This window comes from Lactobacillus kefiranofaciens (assembly GCF_900103655.1).
In the GTDB taxonomy this organism is placed as follows: Bacteria; Bacillota; Bacilli; order Lactobacillales; family Lactobacillaceae; genus Lactobacillus; species Lactobacillus kefiranofaciens.
Genome location: NZ_FMXC01000002.1, coordinates 23064 through 48162 on the forward strand (window position 1 = coordinate 23064; position 25099 = coordinate 48162).

Here is a 25099-nt window from a genome sequence, read left to right on the forward strand (position 1 = left end):
TTTACTCGAACAATTTGATCGGTTGATAATTATTTTTTTCAAAATCAGTTACGGTCACGCCTAATAAACGAATACCATCTTCTAAAAAGCCATGGACGCTGTCAAACAAATCCTTGGCAACATCAAAAAATTCAAAGCAACTATCAGAAGGATGCTTTAGTTTTCTGCGTTTGGTTACCGTCTCAAAATTGTTGTTGCGCACTTTAATAACTACCGTCCCAGCGTGAAAACCGCGCTTCTTTAGTTCTTTTTCTAAATATTCACAGTAGTTGCGCATCTTGGTCAATGCTTCATCGCGATTATAGATGGCCGGCTCATAGGTACGCTCCATTCCGATCGATTTACGATTAGCATCGGAATCTGCCACTACCGGCCGCAAGTCAATCCCATGCGCATGTTGAGCAATAATGTAGCCCATTTTCTTAAATTTTTTAAGCAAAACAAACACTGGAACCTGCCGTAAATCCCCGCCAGTATAAACATCCATCTTGTGCAATTCTTCCTGCGTTTTTGGTCCAATCCCAGGAAACTTGGCAATCTTTTGCATCCCTAAAAAATTCAAGGCTTCATCAGGTAAAATCACAGTTCTACCAAACGGCTTGGCATATTCTGAGCCCATTTTGGCCAAGAATTTATTATATGAAACCCCAAATGAAGAATTCAAGCCTAATTTGCTTTTAATTTTCTTTTGCAAATCTAAGGCTAGCTGAACCGACGATTCCTGTCCTATTTTATTATGAGTGACATCCAAATAAGCTTCGTCTAAAGCAACAGATTCTACTAAATCCGTAATCTCATGCATAAAACTGTGAACTTGCGCAGATACCCGATGATATTTTTCAAAATTAGGGCGAATAAAAACTAATTCTTCTTCCGGCACCAAGTGAACTGCCTGAATTGCTGGCATCGCTGAATGAACGCCATATTTTCTAGCATGATAATTACAAGTTGCTACTACGCCGTGGCCACCATTATGCCGTGGATCTTGCCCTACTACTAATGCTTTATTTTTTAATTCCGGATGATCTCGCGTTTCTACAGAAGCGTAAAAAGCATCCATGTCTAGATGAATAATCCGACGATGGATGTCATTTTGCGGTAATAGATTTTCTTTACTCATAAATCCAATGTTCAGTTAGGGATTCAAAGATGTTATTAGCCTCTTTTGGTCCCATTCTGTATGGCAGATATTGGACAACCTTTGGCTTGCCCACTTCATTTTCTTTTTGCCATGCATCTTCAATGGCATCAATGAATTCCCAGTAGCGCTTCAATTCGCTCCAATGAGTGAAGTTGGTCGAATCATTGACAAAAACATCATGCAATAATCTCTCGTAGCCATCTGGCACTTTAACCATTTCTGCTTTAGAAAAAGCATAGGTTAAATTTTCACGGCGAATCCCCGGTTGATCAATTCTCTTGCCATTGATGGTAATGTAGATCTTACTCTCTGGATCAATTTCGATAGTAATATTGTTGGAATGAGCTTGACCATATAGATTGTTGATATGCTTGAGCACAATATCGATCCGATTCTTTTTTTCTCTAAGCTCTTTACCAGTTCTGAAGTAAATTGGTACACCAGCTACTGGTCCCTTAGCAAATTTAACTTTACCGGCCACAAAAGTTTCGGTATTCGAATTTGGATCAACATTCGGTTCTTGCTTGTAAGCAAAAGTGGTGTCACTACCCAAATATTTGCCACGCACAAAGTCCTTTTTGACATCTTCGGGCGTTGGAATAATCATGCTGGCTAGCAAATCTTGCTTAGCTTGGTGCACGCTAGCAGAATCTAAATCTTTAGGTTCCGGCATCGCAAGCAAAGTAATAATCTGGAAGATATGGTTTTGGACCATGTCGCGCAAAGCACCAGAAGTATCATAGTAGCCGCCGCGGGCTTCTACACCTAAACGTTCAGCCAAAGTTACCTGAATATTTTTAATGTAGTCACCTGACCAAATATTCTTGATGAGTGGGTTGGTAAAGCGCATTGGCATGATGTTTTGCACCATTTCTTTACCTAAGTAGTGATCAATTCTGAAGATATCGTCTTCATCAAAGGATGCAGTAATTTCCTTATTAAGTTTTTCAGCTGAAGCCAGATCATGACCAAATGGCTTTTCCACTACAATTCTATTAAAGCCGCTGCCAGTCAAATGCTGATCATTAATGTGTGTAGCAATCGTGCCGAAAAATCTTGGAGCCATTGCCATGTAGAATAACCGATTGCCACGAGCACAATAACGATCATCTAAATCTTGAGCCAACTTTTTAAGAGTTTCATAGTGTTCAACGTTAGTAACATCGTGAGATTGGTAATAAAAATGACTAGCGAATTCTTTTAAATCATTTTCGTCAACTGTATCATGCGTCTCATGAACTGCATCACTGACCTGTTCACGCAAATATTCATGTGACCATGGCCTGCGCGCAGTACCAATAACGGCAAAATTATCATGAATCAAACCTTGTTCATAAAGATTAAACAAAGCCGGATAGAGTTTGCGGTGAGCTAAGTCACCACTACCACCAAAAATAATCATCACAACAGGAATATTTTTCATAGCTAAATCCTTTTCTGTAACTTGTTAACTTAATCATTTCTATTTTACAACAAGCAGTTTTAAGGCAAAACAAAAGCGTCACATTTGCCGCTTTTGTTAATTTCGAAGTTTTAATTACTTATCTTCTTTGTTTTCTTCAGTAGAAGTTGACTTAAGTTCATCAGCTGGAGCTGGCTTAATTTTTTCCTTTTCATCTGACTTATCAGTCTTAGCATCTTCTGCCTTGTCAGCTGGCTTTTCTTCAGTCTTTGCAGGCTCTGCAGGAGCAGCAGCTGGAATAATACGACGGACAGCCATTCTTTCGAAGGTTAAGTAAATGCCATCAGCGTCAACCACGATAGTATGATCTCCGTTAATCTTATCAACCTTGGCGTGCAAACCATCAACTAAGACTACTTCGTCACCCTTCTTCAACTTGTCCATCATTTGCATTCTCTTTTGTTGCTGCTTCTTTTGCGGACGAATCATACCAAAGTAAGTAAAACCGATCAAAATAATAAATAAAATGATCATCATCATATTGCCGCCAGCAGCGCCACCAGCATTTGCTAAAAATAAAGTATTCAAATTTTTCACCTCATAAAATTATTGTGTAATTAATATTACTATTATACAGAAAAATATACTATTTATCACCTGGAATAGGCAAACCAAGTCGTAAATATGCCTTATCAGTCACCATGCGACCGCGCGGCGTCAATAAAATAAAACCATGCTGCAATAAATATGGCTCATATAGAGATTCAATCGTTTCTCGATCTTCCCCAATATTAGCAGCTAAGGTCCGAATGCCAACTGGACCACCATTATAGCCTTCAATCATTGTCCGCAGCAGCTTACGGTCAGTCTGATCCAGTCCTTCATCGTCAACTTGCAACTGCTTTAAAGCATGTTCCGTCGTCGCCCAAGAAATCGTTTGTTCACCCTTAACTTCAGCAAAGTCACGCACCCGTTTTAGTAAACGGTTAGCAACCCGCGGCGTCCCCCGCGATCTACGAGCTAATTCGTGGGCCGCTTCCGGTGCAATCGAAGTATGGAACACATCACTGGAACGAAGCACAATCTTTTCTAGCTCATCAACCGTGTAATATTGCATGTGCTCCACAATGCCAAATCGATCACGCAAAGGAGCAGATAATTGTCCCGCTAAAGTCGTTGCACCAATCAAAGTAAACGGTGGAAGTGGCACGTGCACAGCATGCGTCGTCTGTCCTTCACCAATTACGATATCAATATAGTAGTCTTCCATTGCCGAATAAAGCACTTCTTCAACTGGTTTAGCCAAGCGATGAATTTCATCGATAAATAGCACATCACCGGGATCAAGGTCTGATAAAAGGGCAACCAAGTCCCCTGTCTTTTCGATTGCCGGACCACTCGTACTCTTTAAGTGCACGCCCAGCTCATTAGCAATTACAAAAGCCAAGGTCGTCTTACCTAATCCAGGCGGACCATATAAAAGTACGTGGTCTAACGCTTCATCACGCTGCTTAGCCGCTTTAATATAGATCGACATTTCCTTTTTAACTCGCTCTTGCCCTAAATACTGATTTAAGGTTTGCGGACGTAAAGAAAGCTCCATCTCTTCTTCTTCAGGATTTTCAATATTGCCTGAAGTTACTGCATCTTCATTTTCTGCCACTACTTTCACTTCCTTATGTTAATCAAGCCTTACCATTATACCAAGTTCTACTTTTTAAGCAGTAATGCCAAGCCTTTTTTAATATATTGATCAGCCGTATCTGCATCAAATTTTTCTAATTTTGGCGTAATCCGGTCGACCTCTTTTTGGGTATAACCTAGCGCAATTAGGGCTAATAACGCATCATTTAAGGCTGGTGGCACATCTTCGCCATCATCTGTTCTATCCAGCCGCGCAACATAATCGCCTAGCTTGCCTTTGAGATCGAGTACAATCTGAGAAGCTGTTTTTTTGCCCACGCCAGGAAAACGGGTTAAGTACTTTACTTCACCTTGTTCAATTGCCTCAGCTAACGAATCACTGTCTTCCGCTGCCATAATCGCCAACGCGCTTTTAGGTCCAATGCCGCTGACACTAAGCAATTTAAGAAACAAGCCTTTATCATCTTGGCTTTGAAAACCATATAGCGTAATTCCAGTATCACGTACAACTTGCTCAATAAAAACCTTGGCCTTTTGTCCTTGCGTATAAGCAAATGGCGTCGGGCTGTAAACTTTATAGCCAACACCACCTACATCAACCACGACATAACTTGGCGCAACTACAGTAATTATGCCATCAAAATATTCATACATTTATTCATTCCTCTTAAACATTTTTCTTAATTCATTTTGACTCATTCGAATCAAAACAATACGTCCATCAGCATCGTGATATGGATCCGTTGTTTTACGCAAATCAAGCAAAATCTGCTTACCCTCAGCGGCAGATAACTTAATTTTACCTTTAATTTCACGCTTAGCTTGCAATGCAGCAACCCGTTTAAATAGGCTATTTGACTTTCCTTTATCAAGATTTAAGTAACTATCTAAAATCTGCCGAATTGATTCTTCAATATTATTATGAATCCAAGTAGGATATGACCGCACAATAAAACTATTTTGACCAAACTCCTCTAAGTGAATTCCTAATGTCTTAATTTGCTCAATTCTATCTTTAATCTGTAAAAAATCAAGATTACCAAACTCTAAAACAATTGGTGTCAGTAATCCCTGCTGAACAATCTTTTTAGCCGCAATCATTTTAAAAATTTGCTCAAATTTCAATCTTCTGCGTGCAGCCACCTGATCAACTAGAAAAAGATCGCCATTATTTTCTGAAATCAGGTAAGTATCGGTCTGCCCTATATAAGCCAGACGTGGTAAATTATTGGCTAGAGTTTCATCCCCACTAGAGATGACTTCCTGATTATTCTGATTTGAACTAAATGGCGTTAAGGTCTGCTGGAGCGCAACATTTTTATCCCAGGTTTTGGTGATGATATATTTATCATCTTCACGTGGAATATTTAAATTAACGTAACCAGAACTAGTTTGTTTTTCTTCAGTCGCATCCTTTTTAGGAGCAGAAAAAACCGATTCTTCTTCATGTACTTCTGGCTCTTTTGAACGCGTAGTATTCACCACATCTTGGTTTAAATTAAATTCCAATTGATCCACAAGCGTATCACGCTGATTGTGTAAATTAGAGAAAGCACTAGTTTGCTCGACTTTTTCCACAAGTGCATTACTAATTGCACTTGTGATTAAGCGGCTTAATTCTTTTTCCTTAGATAAACGTACTTCTTGCTTAGTGGGATGCACATTAACATCAACAAGCAAAGGATCGACATGTATTGCCAAAACAACAATTGGATAATGGCGCGCAGCTAATTTTGAACCATATCCATCCATGATTGCGGTATTCAACTGGAAGTTTTTAATGTAGCGGCCATTAAGCAAAATCGAAATAAAGTTACGCGTCGATCTAGTCAAGCTTGGCTTAGACATTAAACCATTGATTTTAAAATCACTATCTTTAGCTTGAAATTCTTCCATGCCTTCCGCGATATGGCGACCATAAACGTTAGCCACGGTTTGTTTCAAGTTGCCATTGCCCGTCGTTCTCAAAATTACTTTACCAGTATTCGACAAGGTGAAAGACACATGTGGATAACCCAAAGACAGCCGGTTAATAATATCCACAATTTTCATTGTTTCCGTCCGTGGACTGCGCAAATATTTTAATCGCGCTGGCGTATTGAAAAACAAATCCTTAACCGTAATCTTAGTTCCTTGACGCGCAGCAGAATCTTCTTGCCCCTTTTTATTGCCACCGCTAAAAGTAGCGCGAACGCCGATGGCGCCTTCGGTTGCAGTTATGATCTCAACGTGACTAACCGCAGAAATTGAAGCTAAAGCTTCACCACGGAAACCCAGGGTTGCTACTTTAAACAGATCATGCTCATTATTAATTTTACTAGTCGCATGCCGTGTAAAAGCCAGATCAACTTGATCACGGGCAATCCCAGTTCCGTTATCCTGCACAACAATTTGTTTTAAACCAGCATCTATAAAATCAACTCTAATTCGTGTGGCACCTGCATCCAGCGAGTTTTCTACCAATTCTTTGACTACGCTAGCAGGACGCTCGATTACCTCACCCGCTGCGATTTGATTGGTAAGGTTTTCCGACAACTCATGAATTTTAGGCATTAGTGATCATCCTTTAAGTCTTTCTGCCAATCGGCTACCATCTGCATAATCTGCAGCGGTGTTTTATCAGCTAAATAAAGATTAGAAATATCATCTAAAACGTCTTGCTCAGCATCGGTTATTGCAGGTTTGTCATTTTGTACTTGTTCTTCATCATTAGTGTTTTCCACAGGTTCTGCAAACAAGTCTAATTGTTGACTAACTGGAGCAAGTTCACTACCTTGAGCTTCTAATCGCTTGAGCAATTTTGTTGCTTCACGTAAAACTGCCCGTGGCAAACCAGCAAGTTGGGCAACGTGGATACCATAACTTTGATCGGCTGGTCCTGGCAAAATTTTATGCAAAAAGATCAACTTGCCATTCTCTTCGGTTGCACCAACGTGAATATTCTTCAAATGATCTAACGTTTCATCAAGAGCAGTCAATTCATGATAGTGAGTCGCAAACAAGGCCTTGGCGCCAACCTTATCGTGCAAATATTTAACAATCGCACCGGCTAAAGCCATCCCATCATAAGTTGCTGTGCCTCGACCAATTTCATCAAATAAAACTAAGCTGCGTTTTGTCGCGTACTGCAAAGCATCGTTAGCTTCACTCATTTCCACCATAAAGGTACTTTGACCAGAAATAAGGTCATCAGCAGCTCCAATTCTAGTAAAGATCTGATCAAAAATTGGTAAATCAGCACTGTCTGCTGGAACAAATGAACCTACCTGCGCCATAATCGCAATTAATGCCATCTGCCTCATATAGGTACTCTTACCAGACATGTTAGGTCCAGTAATTAGGAAAATGTCAGTGGCAGAATCCATTTTGACGTCATTAGGAATATAGGAGCCAGCAGTCATGACTTTTTCCACAACGGGGTGACGACCATTAACCACATTAATATCTTGATTATCAGTATGGAAAGTTGGCCGGCAGTAATTATTTTGTTCAGCCACAGTCGCAAAGCCGCAGTAAACATCCAGAGCGGCTAATTGATTGCCTAGTTTTTGCAAAGCTGGAATATACTTTTTAACTTCTTCACGCAATTTGACAAATAGATCATATTCCAAATCTGTCGAACGAGTTTGAGCTTCAAGAATGAGGTTCTCGTGTTCCTTTAATTCTGGCGTGATATACCGCTCGGCATTAGTCAAGGTTTGTTTACGAGTATAACGATCAAGTGGCACTTTGCTCTTATTGCCATTAGAAACTTGAATGTAATAACCAAAAACTTTGTTATAGCCAACTTTTAGATTTTCAATGCCGGTCTTTTGCCGCTCATCTGCTTCCATCTGAGCTAGCCACTGCTTACCATTATTCATAGCATCACGATAGCGGTCCAACTGCTTATCCACACCCGGTTGAATTAATCCACCTTCAGTTGTTAACAGCGGTGGATCCTTAACTAAAGTAGTAGAGATCATTTCTGCAACGCCTTTAAGTGGATCAATGTCTTTAGCATAATCCTCCAAAACTTCACTATCTGATTGATTTAAGGCATCCAAAATCACAGGGACGGCTTGCAGCGAACGCGACAATTGTAATAGTTCACGCGCATTCACATTGCCAAAAGCAATCCGACCAGTTAATCGTTCCAAGTCATAAACGCCTTTTAACGCATCAATCGTATTTTCTCGAGTAAAATAGCCCTCAAACAAAGCTTGAACCATTTCTTCACGATGATTGATTTGATCGACATTTAAAAGCGGACGCGCCAGCCATTGTTTGAGTAGTCGTCCACCCATCGCGGTATGAGTTTTGTCCAAAACCCAGAAAAGCGAACCCATCTTTTTGCCAGTTTTTGCAGAGGCGATCAATTCCAAGTTGTTCTGCACCACATGCGACATCTGCAAATATTGGTTGACTTCGTAGCTTTTAGCAATCTGCAAGTGAGCCAGGCTTCTCTTTTGCGTAGACAATAAATAGCCCACTAATTGTCTAGTTGCTTCTTTTTCCGCATGATTGGTTAAATTTTGTTCAACATAAGAAATTTCCGCATGTTCACCTTCAATTGGCGTAGGACTGGAGACTGTAATATTAGCCTTGTGCATAAAGTCTTTTTTTTGCTCAGTTAACGGACCATTATACACAACTTCTCTTGTTCTTAAAGACAAAAGCTCATTAGAAACCGCGTCAAAACTCTTCAAATGCGTAGCATAAATTTCACCCGTGGATAAATCACTATAAGCTAAGCCAAAACCGCTTTTAGTAGTCACTACAGAAGTTAAATAATTAGAATCCTTGGCATCATTAGGGCCTTCATTCATCATGGTTCCGGGCGTAACCAGTTGAATAATGCCACGTTTTACCATGCCCTTAGCTTTTTTAGGATCTTCCAGCTGCTCGCAAAGTGCAACTTTATAGCCTTTTTCTACCAAAGTATTCACATAAGTATCCACAGCTAAATGAGGAACCCCAGCCATAGGAATAGGATTCTTAGTTTTATTAGAACGATGCGTTAAAGTTAATTCAAGAATTTGTGCACCCTTTACCGCATCATCTTCAAACAATTCATAAAAATCTCCGACGCGATAAAAAAGAAAAGCATCAGGATATTGCTTTTTAATTTCATAATATTGTTCCATCATCGGAGTCTTTTTTTCAGCCATTTAAGTCTCTTTTCTATTTTCATCTAGAGTTACTGTAAAATATTATACACTATAAAGGAAGATAAAAGAAAAACTTCGAAGCTGAACTTTTTTCAACTTCGAAGTTTTTACGTCTAGAGAAGGATGGATTTAATTATTTTGATCTATATTTTATTTTTTCTGTACCAATTGGATTTTGGTTAATCTTTTTGATCTTTGCTAGTTTATCTTCATAGTCTTTGATGACTAGATCGACATTCTTTCGTCCTCGCCAAGAGGCGTAGCCAAATGTCAGCATTCCTAATACACCAACGACCATCAGAATAATCCCAATGATAAAGAGGAATAAGATTGAAGAGTGGAAATAATAGATTAATACTAAACCTACTGCACTAATAGTTAGAAAGAGTTGAAACCAGTAGCTTAAGTTTCTAAGCATATGTTTTTGATAGTCTACTTCTTTTTTATAGCCATTTTGCATTTCCTCAATTGTCATTCGGGATCTTCCTTTCTACAAATTAGTACTTCAAACCTGGGTTGAAGAAACCAACTAATACACCGAGAAGTGCTACACCAATTAAGATAATCATGGTCCAAATAGCTGATACATGTTTCTTAGCCATTAACCACCAGCAAAGCAAAGTTACAACAACAGTTAATAAACCTGGGAAGATACTATCTAACTGCTTTTGTAAGTTTAAGAAGACCTTACCTGTAGCATCTTTTAATTCAAGTGAAGTAGTAACGTTTACCCAACTTGCCAAGACACCACCAACAACCATACCACCGATAATTGAGATGGCGTGACGGATAGCCTTACCTTGCTTACCAATTAAGATAGAAACGGCCTTGTCACCCAACTTGTAACCACGGAAGTAAAGGAAACGTTGACCGAAGTATGCGATGAGGTCCCAAACAACAATGTAGAAGATCGCACCGACTGGTGAACCATTTTGTGACATCCCTAATGCCAAACCAAGCAAAATAGGAATTAAGGTACCATCGATTAATGAGTCACCGATACCGGCGATAGGTCCCATCAAACCGGCACGCATATCGTTAATAGTTTCGCCATCAATACCCTTGCCATTAGCACGTGCCTCTTCCATTGAAGCGGTCGTACCAATAATGACAGAACCAAGCATTGGGTTAGTATTGAAGAATGCTGTATAAGCATGAATATTCTTTTGTTGTTCGTCTTTATCTGGATAAAGCTCCTTGATAATTGGCAACATTGAAGCTAAATATCCAAATGTCTGCATGTGTTCTTGTGAGAAACAGGTTAATGCTCCCCAGAACCATAAGTTAAAAGATTTGTTTAATGTCTTTTTGCTAATCTTTTTTTCGTTACTTGCATCCATAATTAGATGTCCTCCTCTTCTTCATCGTCATCATCTGAACTTGAAGCTGAAACAGTTGAAGCAGATGAACCATTATCACTCTTAGCACCAAACATTTCAATTTCGTAGAAGATCATAGCGAAAAGCAATGAAATAATAGTAATTGAAACTAAGTTCAAGTGTAATGAAGCAGCTAAAGTAAAACCAACTAAAAATGGAATAAAGTCAACTGAAGTATTAACGATCTGACGAAGCAAGATAGCAATACCGACACATGGAAGCATAGCACCAACAGTGAACAACGTCTTCATTGGGATACCATCCATTGGTAAGGCGTTACGTAAAGCAGTAACAGCTTGAGCACCAAAGTGAGTCATTAACATAGTTGGCAAGAATGAGAAGCAAAGGTGTGAAAGCCATGGCCAACCAAAATCAACACCATAAAGTCTATTCAATTTGTTGTTTTCAATATCTTTCCAACCAAAGGCCTGCCAAATCAAGTTCATAAAGGCAACTGCGTAGAACAATACTGAACCCACAGTACCTACTAAAGTACCTAATGACTTAGCCATGTTAGCAGCATCACTACTAAATGGATTCAAACCACGTGAACTAATAGCAACCATAGCTAAAGGAATACCGATGTAAGAAATAGCACGAACATCGGCTGCTACAGTACCACCTGGGGTTACTAAAGCGATGTAAACCAACTGAGTAGCAACACCACAAGCAATACCCAAAGGAACATTGCCCAAAATAATACCACAAACTAAGCCACCGACAAGTGGACGTCCAATTGTATAGTTACCAACAGCCTGACCTGCCATACATGAGTTAGAACAAAGACATGCAAACAAGCCAAGGATTGCAGCTTGTAACCAACTTATTGTCATTTTTATTCCCTCTTTTTTATTTCAAGTTAACTAAGTTTTTAGAAACCAAACTTACTCTTGTATTTATCCCAGTAACCAATTTGTTTATCTGGAAGAAGAGCAAAGTGAACCTTGTAGCCTTTTTCAGCTATGGCTTCAAAAGCTACACCTTCTTCTTTAGTAAATGATTGGTTATCGCCTAACTTAATTGCACCTGGACGATCATTGCCCGGTCCTACGATAACTTCTTTAACATCGCTAGGAACAAAGCCCCAATCAACTAAAATTGTCTTCATGTCAAGTGGATTCTTAGTAATCAAGAAGTAACGGGTGTTGGAAGCTAAGACCTTATCCTTAACTTTGTTAAAGTGATCCATCGTCCAAACAAAGCACTTTTTACCTTGACCTTCAGCAGCTGACTTATAAGCCTCTTTCAAGATTGGATTGTCATGAGCTTTATCGTTAACTGCGATAATCCCATCACAAGGAACTTCCTTGGCCCAACGAGTAGTGATCAAGCCGTGAATCATACGGTCATCAATTCTAACAAGTGATACTGACATAATTTTCCCTCCTAAAAATTAAATATCATTGTCATCATCATTATCAGTAGATGATGGAATTTCATATTGTTGTACAGCTGTTTTAGCTTCATTCAATGCAGTTTGAGCAATAGTTTCTTTGTCCATATTGTCTAAAGAAACAGTTGCAGTTAATGCCATGGTGAAATTCATTCCACCTAAAACTACTGCTCTATCCATATATCCCCGTGCTGAGAAAACATTCAAAAAAGTAGTTAATGGGCTGCCGCCGATAATGTCGGCCAAAACAATAAACTCATCACTTTCCTTAAAATCGTGTTGATCAAGAAAAGTTTCTACTTCTTTTTTAAAATCATCAGCAGATTTACCATTATGCAAACATAAGGCAAATACACGATCATTTGCATCCCCTGCAAACATTTCCAAAGATGTCTTCACGCCTTCAGCAAAGCGACCGTGAGAAACCATGATCAAATATTTCATATTTCTACTCCTCTCGTTTGTTTACAGTGTAAATTTACCATGTAATTAAACGCTTACATAGTGTCAAATGTAACTTGTTTTCCCTCTACTCTGATGACATTTGTCACATTTATGGCATTTATAACAATTATTATTTAGCTTATAATTGTTTTATGCAGTTTTAACATTATTAAGGAAGGTCCCATGAGCAAAAGACGGTTAAACAAATACTTAGCAGTTGAATTGATCATTGCCATCGTGCTAGTAGCCCTAACATTAATCTTTTATTTCTGTCATGCAGGACAACGAAGAATTGTCAAAATTGGCAGTAGCTATATGACAATGAATAATGAATTCATCCCATTATCAACGAACAGATTGCTAACCAAATTAATAATCGTAATGATCACCTTTATAATCGTGATCCAGCTTTAAATCAACAAAAGCAAATAGAAGAAGTGCATTCTTTTATTAAAAAACGCGTTAATGCCATTATCATTAATCCGGTTAATGGTAATTCTCACAAGTTAAATCAAGCGCTTAAAGAAGCTAAAAAACAAGGTATCAAAATTGTAGTAATCGACAGTCCACTAAAAAACAGCAAAATTGCTGATTGCACAATCGAGTCTGCCAACTATCACGCGGGGCAATTAGATGCTAAATATATGTTAAGCAGGCAAAAAAGCGGCAGAATTTTACTATTAGAACATAAATCTGCCATATCGGGTGTTGAACGAATTCAGGGCTTCCTCGACACAATTAAACAAAGCAAGAAAGGTAAACATTTTAAGATCGTCAAACGTCTCAATACCTATGGCCAATCAGAAATTTCACTGCCCTTAGTTAAAAAAGCCATTAAGCAAGGGACAAAATTTGACACAATTATGGGCCTAAACGATCGAGCCTCCATCGGTGCACTAGCAGCTATTGATTCAACTAATTATCCTTATCATGTATCTGTTTACAGTGTTGATGGATCCGAGAATATGAAAAAGATGTTTTCACTTAATTCGAATGTAACAGCTACCGTAGCTCAATCTCCAATTAAAATGGCTAAAATTACTGTCAACACAACCTATTGGTTAATTAATCACCAAAAGGTTCCTAAGAAAATCACTATTCCGGTTTATTTAATCAATCAACATAATCTGGACCAACATAATATAAGTGGGTGGCAATAATGAAATTTCATCAGATCGTTAAATTGAAAAATCTATTGCTGGGAGTCAACTTTTTGGCTGTTTTATTCAATGCTGCTCTATATATTTTCATCAGTCGCTATATCAATGAAAATCAACTAGATTACCAGTTGCTAACTAAGTTGAATTCTATCCCAACTAGTCCAATGGTTATCTTTTTAAGAAGTATTATTCTCTTCTTTATTCTCTCTGCAATCATTCTTTTTAGGCAAAACACGACTTTAACCAAAGCCCAAAATAATTTCATTCTTTTGCTTGAATTGATTCTTGCCTTAACTATTTTCTTTTCTCTCAACATGGCATATAACGGCATTTTTCTATTAGTTTTCATCAATCTCTTCTTAAAAAATAAGGATGAAACCCAATTTAACAAATTTCGTTTATGGCTATTAATCGGTTTTATTCTACTGATCCTTTTTTCTCTCTCTGATCAAAATTTAATTAATGAAGCAATCAAGGCGCCAAGTCTATCTGCATATATTGACTTTCTGCCCCAATCAACGAGATCCATTATTTCTTTTACTCGTAATTTACTATCTCTAACCAATTTAATGCTATTTATTATTATTCTGGTTTTATACGCTCACTATTCTATTACCCGTGAACAAGAATTAAAAAATAAAATGGCTATCAGTGAAGAATTTAAATCGATGGCTGACATTACTGAGCACGTCTCACATGATAAAGACCGTGAAAGATTAGCACGTGATATTCACGATACGATTGGTCATACTTTAACTGGTTTTGCAGTAGGCTTAGATGCCGCAATTGTTCTAATTGATGTTGATCCGGCAACTGCTAAAAAACAATTGGGTAAGGTCTCTACTTCTGTTAAAGAAGGACTGATTAATATCCGTCAGTCGTTAAATCGAATTCGACCAGGAGCTTTAGATAATTACACCTTTAAAGCAGCACTCGAGGAACTACTGAACAAGTTTAAAAACATCTCTCATCTTAATATCACTTTAGAATATAACTGGGATGCAGAAAATCTAGAAAAATTAACGGAAAACGTGATTTTTCACATCATCGAAGAAACTTTTACTAATTCTCTAAAACATGGACATGCTACTAAAGTATTAGTCATGTGTAATATGAAAGATAATAATTATCAACTGATTATTCACAACAATGGTCAGAGTGCACCCCATTTCATCCCTGGCGTTGGTTTAAATTACTTAAAAGATCTAGTATCTAGTTTAGGTGGTCAAATTAAATTTAATGGCAAGGTTGGATTTACTACTATCGTAACGATCCCCAAGGAGGAAAATAATCATGATTAAAATTCTTATCGCTGATGACCAAGAATTAATTAAAGACTCTATCAAAATTATTCTTGAGGTTAATCCTAAATACACCATCACTGACACTGTCAAAAATGGTCAAGAAGCTCTAGAAAGCATTAAGAAGAATAAACCTGATGTAGTCCTCATGGACATCCGAATGCCAGTAATGGATGGCACGGTTTGCACCAAGTACATCAAAGAAAAATATCCTGAGATTAAAGTTATTATTTTAACTACGTTCGATGATGATGATTTTATTTTTAGCGCCTTAAAATATGGTGCATCAGGCTATTTGCTTAAAGGCGTTTCTCCCGATGAATTATATAAAGCAATCGATACGGTTTATTCAGGTGGTGCGATGATTAATCCCGATATTGCTGGTAAGGTTTTTCGCCTATTTTCTAAAATGGCTCAATCCAACTATTCAATTGCTGTAGATTGCGACGAAGCTAAAAATTTAAGTAAAAGCGAATGGCAAGTCATTCAACAAGTCGGCTTAGGACGCACCAACAAAGAAATTGCTCAAAAACTATTTTTATCAGAAGGAACTGTGAGAAATTATATTTCTAAAAATTCTGAGCTGCCTAGATCTTCGTGACAGAACGCAATTAGCTATTTGGGCTGTGCAAAAAGGAATTATTAACAAGGACTTTAACTAATGACCAAGGTAAAGAAAAATATTTTATTCCTTAGTATCTTGCTTCTTATAAGCATTTTAACCGCTATCATTAAATACAATTCTTGGCAAGCAAAACATATTCTGACTGTTGGCATCTATACCGGTAGCCCCTGGGACGTACCTAACAACAACCAATATCGCGTCTTCGACTATGCCATCAAAGAATTCAAGAAAAAACATCCCAATGTACAAATTAGATATGAAAATGGTATTCAAAAATCTGATTATCGTAACTGGTTAAGCGAAAAAATGGTACAAGGAAAATCACCGGATTTAATGATCGTACCTAATAATTCATTTAATTTATTGGCTAGCAATGGTGCCTTTAAAGATTTATCTGGTCTAATGAGCACTAATAATGTATCCACTCAAAGTTTTTATCCAGTTGCACTTAAAGCTGGTGAACTAAAAGGGAAACAATATGCTCTGCCCTTTCAAGCCAATCCTAGATTTATGGTGATGAACAAAGATCTGCTTATAAAAAACAAAATATTCGCCCCATCATTTAACTGGACCCCAGCTGAATTAAAAAGGATTTGTCGGCAATTAGCTATTACTAAATATCAAGGATCAAAACTTGGCATTACTTCAGAATATAATTGTAGCGATGCTCTAATGGCATATAATTATCGGCTTAGCAAAACTAAAGATAATCCAATTCAATTAACCACCGCTGCCGCAATTAAGGGTTTTAACCTGATTGAGTATTTAAGAAATATTGGTCAATCTAAAATAGCTAACAGAGATTTATTTGATCAAGGCAAAGTAGCTTTTACTCCCATTAGTTTAGCAAAATATCAGACTTATACTTCCTATCCTTACTATGTGACTAATGCCAATAACTTTACTTGGAACTGCTTGCAAATGCCACATATTAAAAATGCAAAAGCAACTCAAGTAGATATTTCTATGTTTGCAATTTCCTCTAAGGCACGCAATCCTAAGCTAGCTTGGCAGTTTCTTAAGACTTTGTGCATCAACAAGAGAGTACAAGAAAAAGCAATGGAAATTAACAAGGGCTGCTCTGTCTTGCCTAAAGTAGTTTTAGATAAAAAAGTACAACAGGCTTTAAGTCATAATAGCCAGGGAAGCTTAACTTCCACCAAACTAAATGCCATTATGAATAATGGTTATACAGAACCAAAATTTAGAAACTTTGGCGAAATCTATAGCGTATTAGACCATTCAATTACTAAAGCATTAGATACTAATACCTTAGACGATCAGATCTTTTATATTCAACAGCAAGCTAATACCGAGCTAAAAAATTAAGCTAAAAGAAAAACTTCGAAGCTGAACTTTTTTCAACTTCGAAGTTTTTGGATATATATTTATTTTTCTTTTCAAAATAGATTGCCAGTCCCAAAATCAATCCGACTAAACTGAAAATAATCCAGCTAAATCCCATTGAAAACAACGGGAAATATTCTTGCCCAAAATTAATTATGCTCTGCGCAAAAGCAGTATTTTTCAATTCAACTGGCAAGGCATTAATTAAGTCAAAAAATGCTGGGATCAAAGTTAGGTAGCAGGTAACTTTATACACAAGTGGATTATTTTTAAAAATTGGGGGATAGCAAACCTAAAAGAATGACACTAATAGCAACTGGGTAAATAAACATCAATACCGGTGTCGACCAAGCAACGATCCGATCTAGGCCCAAGTTAGCAAAAATAAATGAAAGCAGACAGTTGCCTAGTAAAAATGTCTTGTAAGAAATCTTGGGAAAGCGCTTATGAAAATCTTCCGCAAAGGCAATTACCAAACCCATCGCTGTAGTTAAACAAGTAATTGTCGTCAGCGTTGCCAGCAAGACATTGCCGAAGACGCCCATATAGTAGTGGGAAATCTGTGATAAGGTTATTCCGCCATTAGAAGCCAGCTTGAATTGATGCAGACTGCTTGCGCCGAGCCAGATTAAACAAACATAGATGACGCCGATTGCCAGCATCCCCCAAAGACCGCTTTTGGCTAAAGTCAATGAAACATCCTTTTGTTTAGTAATACCTAATTCCTTAATTGCGGTAATTACGGCCACGCCGAAGATCAACGCAGCTAAAGCATCCATCGTGTTATATCCTTGCAAAAATCCGTTGGTAAAACCAGCGCTTCGATAAACTGCAGTAACAGCTGTAGTGCCAGCTTTTCCTAAGGGATTTATAAACGCCATTAAAAAAATGACAAACAGCAACACAATAAAGAGCGGATTTAATACTTTACCGATCAAATCGGTGATATTGCCTTCGGTAATCGATAAGGCAAAAACCAGGATAAAGAAGATTCCCGTGAAAATTAATAACCCCCACTTTTGCATGCCAGCCGGTAAATATGGCGCAAAACCAATCTCATACGGAACCGTGGCAGTTCTTGGCGTGGCCGCAAATGGTCCAATCGTCAAATGGATCAGCACTAACAAAATCGAAGCAAAGCTCATCCCCACTGGTCTCGCTAGTTCATAAAGACCATTTGAGCGCGTGATACTTAAAGCCATTAAAGCTAAAAGCGGCAATAAAACACCAGAGGCCAAAAAGCCAAGCCCAGAAACCAGCCAGTTGCTCCCCGCCATTTGACCTAAATGAACAGGGAAAATTAAGTTTCCCGCCCCAAAAATCATGCCAAAGAACAAAGAAGCAATAACCAGAATTTTCTTAAATGATAAATTGTCTTTTTCCAATAACATCAATCCTTTACAAAATAACTGCTTTTTAATATACCGAAATCCAAAATTCTGGTCAATAAAAAAGTCGAATCATCAACGATTCGGCTTTTTGAATATATTCTATATTTGAAATGGTAAGCGCTAATCAAATGAACAAAAACGCTAAAGCGTTTTTGAATTGAAACAGTAAGTGCTAAAGCACTAACGACTACATTCCCATTCCTGGAGCGCCGGCACCTGCGCCACCTTGTGGAGCAGCTGGCTTTGGTTCAGGAATTTCTGCAACAACAGCTTCAGTGGTCAAAAGCAATGCGGCAATTGAAGCAGCGTTTTGCAAAGCAGTTCTAGTTACCTTGGTTGGGTCAATAATACCTACGTCAACCATGTTCTCCCACTTATCAGTAGCAGCGTTGTAACCAACTTCATTTTCTTGGTGTTCAAGCTTGTTCAAAATTACTGAACCATCTTTACCAGCGTTTTCAGCAATTTGACGAACTGGTGCGTTCAAAGCTCTTAAGACAATGTTGATACCAGTTTGTTCATCAGCGGTTTCACCCTTAAGGTCCTTAACAGCCTTTTCAACGTTTACTAAGGCAGTACCACCACCAGCAACGTAGCCTTCGTCAACAGCGGCACGAGTTGAGTTCAAAGCGTCTTCAATTCTGTAACGACGTTCCTTAAGTTCAGTTTCAGTAGCAGCACCAACGTGGATAACAGCTACACCGCCAGTTAACTTAGCAAGACGTTCTTGCAACTTCTTCTTGTCGAAGTCTGAAGTTGATTCTTCAATTTGCTTTCTAATTGAATCTTCACGTTCTTGAATAGCGTCCTTTGAACCAGCACCATCAACAATAGTAGTTGAGTCCTTGGTTACAGTTACACGACGAGCTTGACCTAATTGATCAATCTTAGTGTCCTTAAGTTCAAGGCCCAAGTCGCTACTGATTACAGTACCACCAGTTAAAGCAGCGATATCTTGTAATTGAGCCTTGCGACGGTCACCAAAGCCAGGAGCCTTAACAGCAACAACGTTGAAGGTACCACGGATCTTGTTCAATACAAGAGTTGGAAGAGCTTCACCAGAAACATCGTCAGCGATGATTAACAAAGCCTTGCCTTGTTGAACAATTTCTTGAAGAAGTGGCAAAATGTCTTGAATGTTTGAGATCTTCTTGTCAGTGATCAAGATGTATGGATTATCAAGGTCTGCTTCCATCTTGTCGTTGTCAGTTACCATGTATTGTGATAAGTAACCACGATCGAATTGCATACCTTCAACTACTGACAATTCAGTGTTGATACCACGTGAATCTTCAATAGTAATAACACCATCGTGACCAACCTTTTCCATAGCGTCAGCAATTAAATTACCAACTTCTTTGGATGATGATGAAACAGAAGCAACGTTAGCAATTTGTTCCTTAGAATCAACTTGGTGGCTGATCTTGTGTAATTCATCAACGGCAGCCTTAGTAGCCTTTTCAATACCACGACGAATGCCAACTGGGTTAGCACCGGCAGTAACATTCTTCATGCCTTCGCGAGTAATAGCTTGAGTTAAAACAGTTGCAGTAGTAGTACCGTCACCAGCAATATCATTGGTCTTTTGAGCAGCTTCAGCAACCAACTTAGCACCCATGTTTTCGTAGTGGTCTTTTAATTCAATCGACTTAGCAATAGTAACACCATCGTTAGTGATGTCTGGGTTGCCATAACTTTGTTCCAAAACAACATTTCTACCCTTAGGACCAATAGTAGTCTTAACAGTATCTGCTAACTTATCAACACCCTTTAAAAGTGAACGTCTTGCATTTTCTGAGAACTTAATATCTTTTGCCATAGATTATCTATGCTCCTTTATTTTGTATTTGATCTAACTTAACTAAAAGCTAATTACTTAGCGATTGCTAAAATGTCCTTTTCGCGAAGAACTAAGTACTTTTCGCCTTCGTATTCAACGTTGGTGCCTGAGTATCTATCGTAAATAACTACGTCGCCCTTCTTAACTGACATAGGAATCTTCTCACCGTTTGAAGCGTAAGCACCGTCACCGACAGCAACAACTTCACCTTCAGTTGGCTTCTTCTTAGCATTTGATGCTAAAACGATGCCACCAACAGTCTTTTCTTCCTCTTCTTTAACCTTTACGATTACGCGATCACCAATTGGTTCTAACACGTTAAGTACCTCCTATGTTTTTATTTTTCTTTTTAGAAATTTAAAATCATTATTAATCATTAGCACTCTTATTTACTAAGTGCTAACTTACAAATATGATAATAACCTCTTTTGTGAAAAAAAGCAAGAAAAAATTAGCACTTTTTAGAAAAGAGTGCTAATTTTGCTTTTTCTTAACTTTTTAACTAAATGGCCGAAAGTAGCCCATCAATAATGCCATAGGTTAATCCCATCACATAGTATTGCTTATAGGCATCCCAAAAACTTTTACATTCTTCCTTATCTTCATCATCAATGAAATAGTACTTACCATCTTTTCTATTCCTAAAGGTTTTAACTAATGCATAGAAGATTGCCAAGATCGCCATCAAAATGAAGAGAAGGATTGGGAAGAAGTAACCAATAATGTTTTGAAAATTATAGGCCATCCCTGCTGCAATGACGACTAGCAAGTAAATTACGGTAACTAATGGATTGCAAATTAGACGTGACGGCTTTACCTTTAAAGACAATAAGATTGAAAAAAGCAGCGGCAAAATCAAAATGATCAATAAAGTTAGTGCATACACATTATTAATTTCTTTTAGCTTAAAGACCACATTATGCTCCAGCTTACCCCAGAACAGACTTAAGAGACCCACTACCCAATAGATAGCGGTCATGATCCAGACAGTTTTAGTCGTTTCTTTGTTTTTCATTCTTATCATCCCCTTATTTAATTAGCAAAATTATAGCATAAAAAACACCATGCTAATAACCAATCTATTACATTCTTTTACTCAATATTTGAATTTAAAAATCTAATTAGTTGAAAAGATCTATTTAATTTAACAAAAGTATAAAGTTAATTAGATTTATAATTCTTCATATTCCAAAAAATTACTCCTCGACGTTGTGAATATCTATAATAGATTTTGTTGTTTTTGTGTTATAACATATTATAATTTAATTAATTTAAACAACAAGAGGTGGCTATCATGAAAGAACTTAAAGTTAGAAAAATTGGTAATTCTCTAGGAAGTATCTTCCCTAAAGAGTGGGGCGTCGAAGATGGAGCTAAATTAGAATACAGGGTGGACCATCAACACCACAAAGTCATCATTGATTTAAGATCTACCGCTGTTAAACATGATCGTGAACTTATTGAAAAAAGCTTTGCTGAATTCGACAAAAATTCATTGACGGAACAAGATATGCAAGCCAAATTTGGAAAGTATGGCTGGGATAATGTATCAAATTAAATATAGCAAGAGCTTTGCTTCCTCATTATCTCAGACCATTACTTATTGGCAGCATGATTTAGAATTCTCAGATGAACAAATTAAAAATTATGTTTCATTGATTTCTAAAAATATTCACTTACTCAGTGATTTTCCTTTTATCAGCAAAGATGTAAGTTCAATTTACCATTTTTCGGTTCCAACCTATCGGATTACTATTGGCAAGAAATATGCTATTTTTTACCGCGTAGATGAGAAAAAGAAAACTATCATGATTGATAGTCTCTTTAGCAATAAGCAAATGAAAATAGAATTCTAATTACAAAAAGACACCAAGAAATAATCTTTCTTAGTGTCTTTCTTTATCTGATTTAATTGTTTTGGACTTCTACTGAAACTATCACAAATTAATTTATTTTTCTACTATGACTTTTCAGCCAATCCGCTACAAATTTCATAACTTCTTCCGTATCATCACTATTAGTCACAAATAGAATGAACTTTAAGCCTTCATCTTTTGTAAAATTAACTTGATAACCATTTTTAGTAAGAAAAAATGTAGTAGCAACCAGTGCAGTACGCTTATTTCCATCAGCAAAAATATGCTTTTTAGTAATCTTTTGCAAAATGAAAGCTGCTTTAAGCCAAATAGTTGGATAAAGCTCATGTCCAAAAAGCACTTGCTTAGGTTGCTTTACAATTATATCTATTCCTTCTGTATATTGAATTCCAATAGAACCTTTTCCGGCACGTTCAATCACACTTTTATTAATAGCAATAAGGGTTAGCTTGTTAAGATAATACATTACTTATCTTCTAACTCCTTCATTAAATCCCCGTGCTTTTGATAAAAATCATCCATAAATGAATCTAATGATGGATCAACGGCATCTAGTTTTTTAAAAGTAATTTTATCGCCATTAGGATCGATAATCTTTTCAAAGATAGTATCTTCGCTGGCACCTAGTGCTTTTTTATCTTTGCTTGTAACTCTAAATCCCCAGGAATTACCAGCTTTAAACATTTTAGTTTCATCTTTTAAGGCTTTAGTAGAACTCATAATTTTCAACTTCCTCTCTCAATCGTCATAACATAATGATAGCATGTAATTACAGAAAGACACCAAGAAATAATCTTTCTTAGTGTCTTTCTTTAATTATCTAATTGTTTTGATTTTCTGGATTCTAGAGGATAATCAGAGATTAATTGTGAGCTGTCAAAGCAATCAGCTTATCACCATGCTTGTCGCCAGCATCAGTAATGCGTTGAACATTTGCATAGTTAGCAGTGTTGGTAATGACAACCATTACAGTAGTGTCATAGCCTGCCTTCTTGGCAGCATCAAGATCAACTGTGCCAAGCTTGTCGCCCTTGTTTACTCTTTGACCTTGCTTTACAAAACTTTCAAAGTGCTCACCCTTAAGGTTTACCGTATCAAGCCCGATGTGGATCAAAACTTCAGCACCATCATCTGACTTAATACCATAAGCGTGCTTAGTCTCATAGGCAATCGTCACTGTACCAGTAACTGGAGCATAGATTATGCCATCACTTGGAATAACTTCAGCACCATCGCCCATCAACTTAGCAGAGAATACTTGGTCATTAACCTTGGTTAAACTTTCTGGAGTACCGTCAACTGGTGAAGCAACAACTTCATCCTTCAAGCTTAATTGTTCTTTAGAAACCTTTTCTGCTTTTTGATTGTCTTCTGCTTGAGTAGTTGCATCGTTAACTGGAACATCTTGTCCTGCAACTTCTTCCTTCAAGTGCTTCTTACCATAAACATAAGTAAGCGTGAAGGCAACAACGAAACTAATTAACACTGAGACAACCCACATTGGAATCGTCTTAGGATAAATTGACAAGAAGCCAAGGAAACCAGCTGAACCAAGAGCAGCAGCGGTTACGTGCATGAAGCCGGCAAATGCGGCAGCAACACCTGAACCAATCAAGGCACAGAAGAATGGAAACTTGTACTTCAAGTTAACACCGAAAAGTGCTGGTTCAGTAATCCCAAGAAGTGCTGATACACCTGATGAACTTGCCAAGCCCTTCATCTTTTCGTTCTTAGTCAAGAAGTAAACTGCGAAGGTTGCGGCACCTTGAGCAACATTAGCCATACATGCGGTAACGAAGATAAAGTCACCGGAACTTGCTGGATTCTTAGCAAAAGCTGCTAAAAGCTGAGTTTCAACAGCTGGGAAGCTTTGGTGAAGTCCAGTAGTAACAATTGCTGAATAAGTAAGACCAAAGATACCCATACCAAAGGCACCAGTAGTATTGTAAAGCCAAACAATACCATTAGTAATCGCATCAGAAACGCCCTTGAAGACTGGCCCGATAATTACAAAAGTAAGGAAACCAGTGATCATGATTGAAAGAAGTGGCGTAAAGGTAAAGTCAACTGCAGATGGCAAGTGCTTGTGAAAGTACTTTTCCAAAATTGACAATACCCAAACGGCTACTAAAACCGGAATAACTTGGTATTGATAGTTGGTTTGAGCAACATGCAAGCCAAAGATATCCCAGAATTTAGCGGCACCACCTAAGTTAGGCGTGGTCATAATCATACCGATTGTGGCACCCAAGAATTGGTTAGCACCAAACCGTTTAGCCGCCGACATACCAACTAGAATTGGCATGAAGATAAATGGAGCGGCTGACATGACTTGAATCATTGCTGATAAGCCGGCAATGTTAGGAGCCATTTGAACAACTGATTTAGAACCAAATAGTCCTGGTGAAGTCAAGAAGTTGTTCAAAGCCATTAACAAACCACCAGCAACTAAGGCTGGAATGATTGGAACGAAGATGTCAGACAAAAGCTTGATGAAGTCCATTACTGGATTCTTCTTTTGGCCTTCAGCTGCGACCTTCTTCAAGTCATCAGTCGATAATTCCTTTAAGCCAGTAATCTTAATGAATTCATCGTAAACATCATTAACATCCCCTGGTCCAATAATTACTTGATATTGACCATTGGTCTTAAAAGTACCTTTAACATCTGGATCGTTGTCCAATGCTTTTTGGTCAACTTTTGAGTCATCTTTTAATACTAAACGCAGACGAGTAGCACAGTGAGCACCCGCAATAATATTATCGCGGCCCACGTCCTTAATTACTCGTTCCGCCACCTTTCTATGGTCCATGTTAAATCCTCCTGTAAACGCTTTATTCTCATTTCACTAACTATGATAACGCATTCAGATAATATGTCAATCGTTTGACATAAAATTCTTGATTTATTTTGCTTACTTATGCCCAATAAGTTATTATATTGGTAAAAGATCATATGTTAAACGTTTGACACAATTTTTATTATCTACTAAAATAGATCTAAAA

The 25099-nt window shown here is 37.8% G+C and carries 24 protein-coding genes and 2 pseudogenes; 7 read left to right on the forward strand and 19 right to left on the reverse strand.

The window, feature by feature from the left end:
* Nucleotide 1 precedes the first annotated feature (1 nt).
* The 12 genes from dinB to BLP58_RS01330 form a co-directional block, all read right to left on the reverse strand.
* Nucleotides 2–1120: a DNA polymerase IV gene (gene dinB, locus BLP58_RS01275; protein WP_013853615.1), complete on the reverse strand. Its 1119-nt coding sequence runs from the start codon at nucleotides 1118–1120 to the stop codon at nucleotides 2–4.
* A complete protein-coding gene (zwf, locus tag BLP58_RS01280) occupies nucleotides 1113–2564 on the reverse strand; it encodes a glucose-6-phosphate dehydrogenase (protein ID WP_013853614.1) in 1452 nt (483 codons plus the stop codon). Before zwf ends, dinB begins: the two co-directional genes overlap by 8 nt.
* Before the next feature lie 114 nt (nucleotides 2565–2678).
* On the reverse strand, nucleotides 2679–3131 hold the full coding sequence (gene yajC / locus BLP58_RS01285) for a preprotein translocase subunit YajC (protein ID WP_013853613.1): 453 nt from the start codon (nucleotides 3129–3131) through the stop codon (nucleotides 2679–2681).
* 58 nt (nucleotides 3132–3189) lie between these two features.
* A complete protein-coding gene (ruvB, locus tag BLP58_RS01290) occupies nucleotides 3190–4206 on the reverse strand; it encodes a Holliday junction branch migration DNA helicase RuvB (RefSeq protein WP_013853612.1) in 1017 nt (338 codons plus the stop codon).
* A 47-nt stretch (nucleotides 4207–4253) separates the two neighbouring features.
* Nucleotides 4254–4841, reverse strand: a complete 588-nt coding sequence (gene ruvA / locus BLP58_RS01295; protein ID WP_013853611.1) for a Holliday junction branch migration protein RuvA — start codon at nucleotides 4839–4841, stop codon at nucleotides 4254–4256.
* Complete coding sequence (gene mutL, locus BLP58_RS01300) at nucleotides 4842–6740, reverse strand: DNA mismatch repair endonuclease MutL (protein WP_025084057.1); 1899 nt, start codon at nucleotides 6738–6740, stop codon at nucleotides 4842–4844.
* The gene (gene mutS / locus BLP58_RS01305) at nucleotides 6740–9316 is read right to left on the reverse strand and encodes a DNA mismatch repair protein MutS (protein WP_095341966.1); all 2577 of its coding nucleotides are present in this window, start codon (nucleotides 9314–9316) and stop codon (nucleotides 6740–6742) included. Before mutS ends, mutL begins: the two co-directional genes overlap by 1 nt.
* Nucleotides 9317–9470: 154 nt before the next feature.
* Nucleotides 9471–9812 carry a hypothetical protein gene (locus tag BLP58_RS01310; RefSeq protein WP_013853608.1) on the reverse strand — a complete coding sequence of 114 codons (342 nt, stop codon included), beginning with the start codon at nucleotides 9810–9812 and terminating at the stop codon, nucleotides 9471–9473.
* A gap of 22 nt (nucleotides 9813–9834) precedes the next feature.
* Nucleotides 9835–10677 carry a PTS system mannose/fructose/sorbose family transporter subunit IID gene (locus BLP58_RS01315; RefSeq protein ID WP_013853607.1) on the reverse strand — a complete coding sequence of 281 codons (843 nt, stop codon included), beginning with the start codon at nucleotides 10675–10677 and terminating at the stop codon, nucleotides 9835–9837.
* A 2-nt stretch (nucleotides 10678–10679) separates the two neighbouring features.
* Entirely contained in the window at nucleotides 10680–11549 is an 870-nt protein-coding gene (locus BLP58_RS01320) for a PTS mannose/fructose/sorbose/N-acetylgalactosamine transporter subunit IIC (protein ID WP_013853606.1), read from the reverse strand.
* A 38-nt stretch (nucleotides 11550–11587) separates the two neighbouring features.
* Nucleotides 11588–12091, reverse strand: coding sequence for a PTS sugar transporter subunit IIB (locus BLP58_RS01325; RefSeq protein ID WP_013853605.1), 504 nt, complete (start codon nucleotides 12089–12091; stop codon nucleotides 11588–11590).
* 18 nt (nucleotides 12092–12109) lie between these two features.
* Nucleotides 12110–12553, reverse strand: coding sequence for a PTS sugar transporter subunit IIA (locus BLP58_RS01330; protein ID WP_013853604.1), 444 nt, complete (start codon nucleotides 12551–12553; stop codon nucleotides 12110–12112).
* Nucleotides 12554–12736: 183 nt separating this feature from the next.
* Here BLP58_RS01330 and BLP58_RS11865 point away from each other — a divergent pair, with 183 nt between their 5' ends.
* From BLP58_RS11865 to BLP58_RS01350, 5 genes and pseudogenes are all read left to right on the forward strand, one after another.
* Complete coding sequence (locus BLP58_RS11865) at nucleotides 12737–12967, forward strand: hypothetical protein (RefSeq protein ID WP_013853603.1); 231 nt, start codon at nucleotides 12737–12739, stop codon at nucleotides 12965–12967.
* A 23-nt stretch (nucleotides 12968–12990) separates the two neighbouring features.
* Nucleotides 12991–13713 (forward strand): substrate-binding domain-containing protein, encoded by a 723-nt coding sequence (locus BLP58_RS01335; RefSeq protein WP_013853602.1) that lies wholly within the window; start codon nucleotides 12991–12993, stop codon nucleotides 13711–13713.
* Nucleotides 13713–15014 (forward strand): sensor histidine kinase, encoded by a 1302-nt coding sequence (locus BLP58_RS01340; protein WP_013853601.1) that lies wholly within the window; start codon nucleotides 13713–13715, stop codon nucleotides 15012–15014. The genes BLP58_RS01335 and BLP58_RS01340 overlap by 1 nt, the downstream gene beginning before the upstream one ends.
* Nucleotides 15007–15676 (forward strand): annotated as a pseudogene (locus tag BLP58_RS01345) (response regulator transcription factor). The gene BLP58_RS01340 and the pseudogene BLP58_RS01345 overlap by 8 nt, the downstream one beginning before the upstream one ends.
* The gene (locus tag BLP58_RS01350) at nucleotides 15676–16968 is read left to right on the forward strand and encodes an ABC transporter substrate-binding protein (RefSeq protein ID WP_013853599.1); all 1293 of its coding nucleotides are present in this window, start codon (nucleotides 15676–15678) and stop codon (nucleotides 16966–16968) included. The pseudogene BLP58_RS01345 and the gene BLP58_RS01350 overlap by 1 nt, the downstream one beginning before the upstream one ends.
* A gap of 1 nt (nucleotide 16969) precedes the next feature.
* Here BLP58_RS01350 and brnQ read toward each other — a convergent pair.
* From brnQ to BLP58_RS01370, 4 genes and pseudogenes are all read right to left on the reverse strand, one after another.
* Nucleotides 16970–18377 (reverse strand): annotated as a pseudogene (gene brnQ, locus BLP58_RS01355) (branched-chain amino acid transport system II carrier protein).
* 187 nt (nucleotides 18378–18564) lie between these two features.
* Nucleotides 18565–20196, reverse strand: a complete 1632-nt coding sequence (gene groL / locus BLP58_RS01360) for a chaperonin GroEL (RefSeq protein ID WP_013853598.1) — start codon at nucleotides 20194–20196, stop codon at nucleotides 18565–18567.
* 53 nt (nucleotides 20197–20249) lie between these two features.
* A complete protein-coding gene (gene groES, locus BLP58_RS01365; RefSeq protein ID WP_013853597.1) occupies nucleotides 20250–20534 on the reverse strand; it encodes a co-chaperone GroES in 285 nt (94 codons plus the stop codon).
* A 185-nt stretch (nucleotides 20535–20719) separates the two neighbouring features.
* Nucleotides 20720–21241, reverse strand: coding sequence for a hypothetical protein (locus BLP58_RS01370; protein ID WP_373852434.1), 522 nt, complete (start codon nucleotides 21239–21241; stop codon nucleotides 20720–20722).
* Between the two features lie 270 nt (nucleotides 21242–21511).
* Here BLP58_RS01370 and BLP58_RS01375 point away from each other — a divergent pair, with 270 nt between their 5' ends.
* Together BLP58_RS01375 and BLP58_RS01380 are read left to right on the forward strand one after the other, a co-directional pair.
* Nucleotides 21512–21775: an AbrB/MazE/SpoVT family DNA-binding domain-containing protein gene (locus tag BLP58_RS01375; RefSeq protein ID WP_013853595.1), complete on the forward strand. Its 264-nt coding sequence runs from the start codon at nucleotides 21512–21514 to the stop codon at nucleotides 21773–21775.
* Complete coding sequence (locus tag BLP58_RS01380; protein WP_013853594.1) at nucleotides 21762–22073, forward strand: type II toxin-antitoxin system RelE/ParE family toxin; 312 nt, start codon at nucleotides 21762–21764, stop codon at nucleotides 22071–22073. Before BLP58_RS01375 ends, BLP58_RS01380 begins: the two co-directional genes overlap by 14 nt.
* A gap of 88 nt (nucleotides 22074–22161) precedes the next feature.
* On the opposite strand, the gene BLP58_RS01385 is transcribed toward BLP58_RS01380, so the two are convergent.
* The 3 genes from BLP58_RS01385 to BLP58_RS01395 form a co-directional block, all read right to left on the reverse strand.
* Complete coding sequence (locus BLP58_RS01385) at nucleotides 22162–22560, reverse strand: type II toxin-antitoxin system death-on-curing family toxin (RefSeq protein WP_013853593.1); 399 nt, start codon at nucleotides 22558–22560, stop codon at nucleotides 22162–22164.
* A complete protein-coding gene (locus BLP58_RS01390; RefSeq protein WP_013853592.1) occupies nucleotides 22560–22814 on the reverse strand; it encodes an AbrB family transcriptional regulator in 255 nt (84 codons plus the stop codon). The genes BLP58_RS01385 and BLP58_RS01390 overlap by 1 nt, the downstream gene beginning before the upstream one ends.
* Nucleotides 22815–22956: 142 nt before the next feature.
* On the reverse strand, nucleotides 22957–24906 hold the full coding sequence (locus BLP58_RS01395) for a sucrose-specific PTS transporter subunit IIBC (RefSeq protein ID WP_013853591.1): 1950 nt from the start codon (nucleotides 24904–24906) through the stop codon (nucleotides 22957–22959).
* Between the last annotated feature and the right edge of the window lie 193 nt (nucleotides 24907–25099).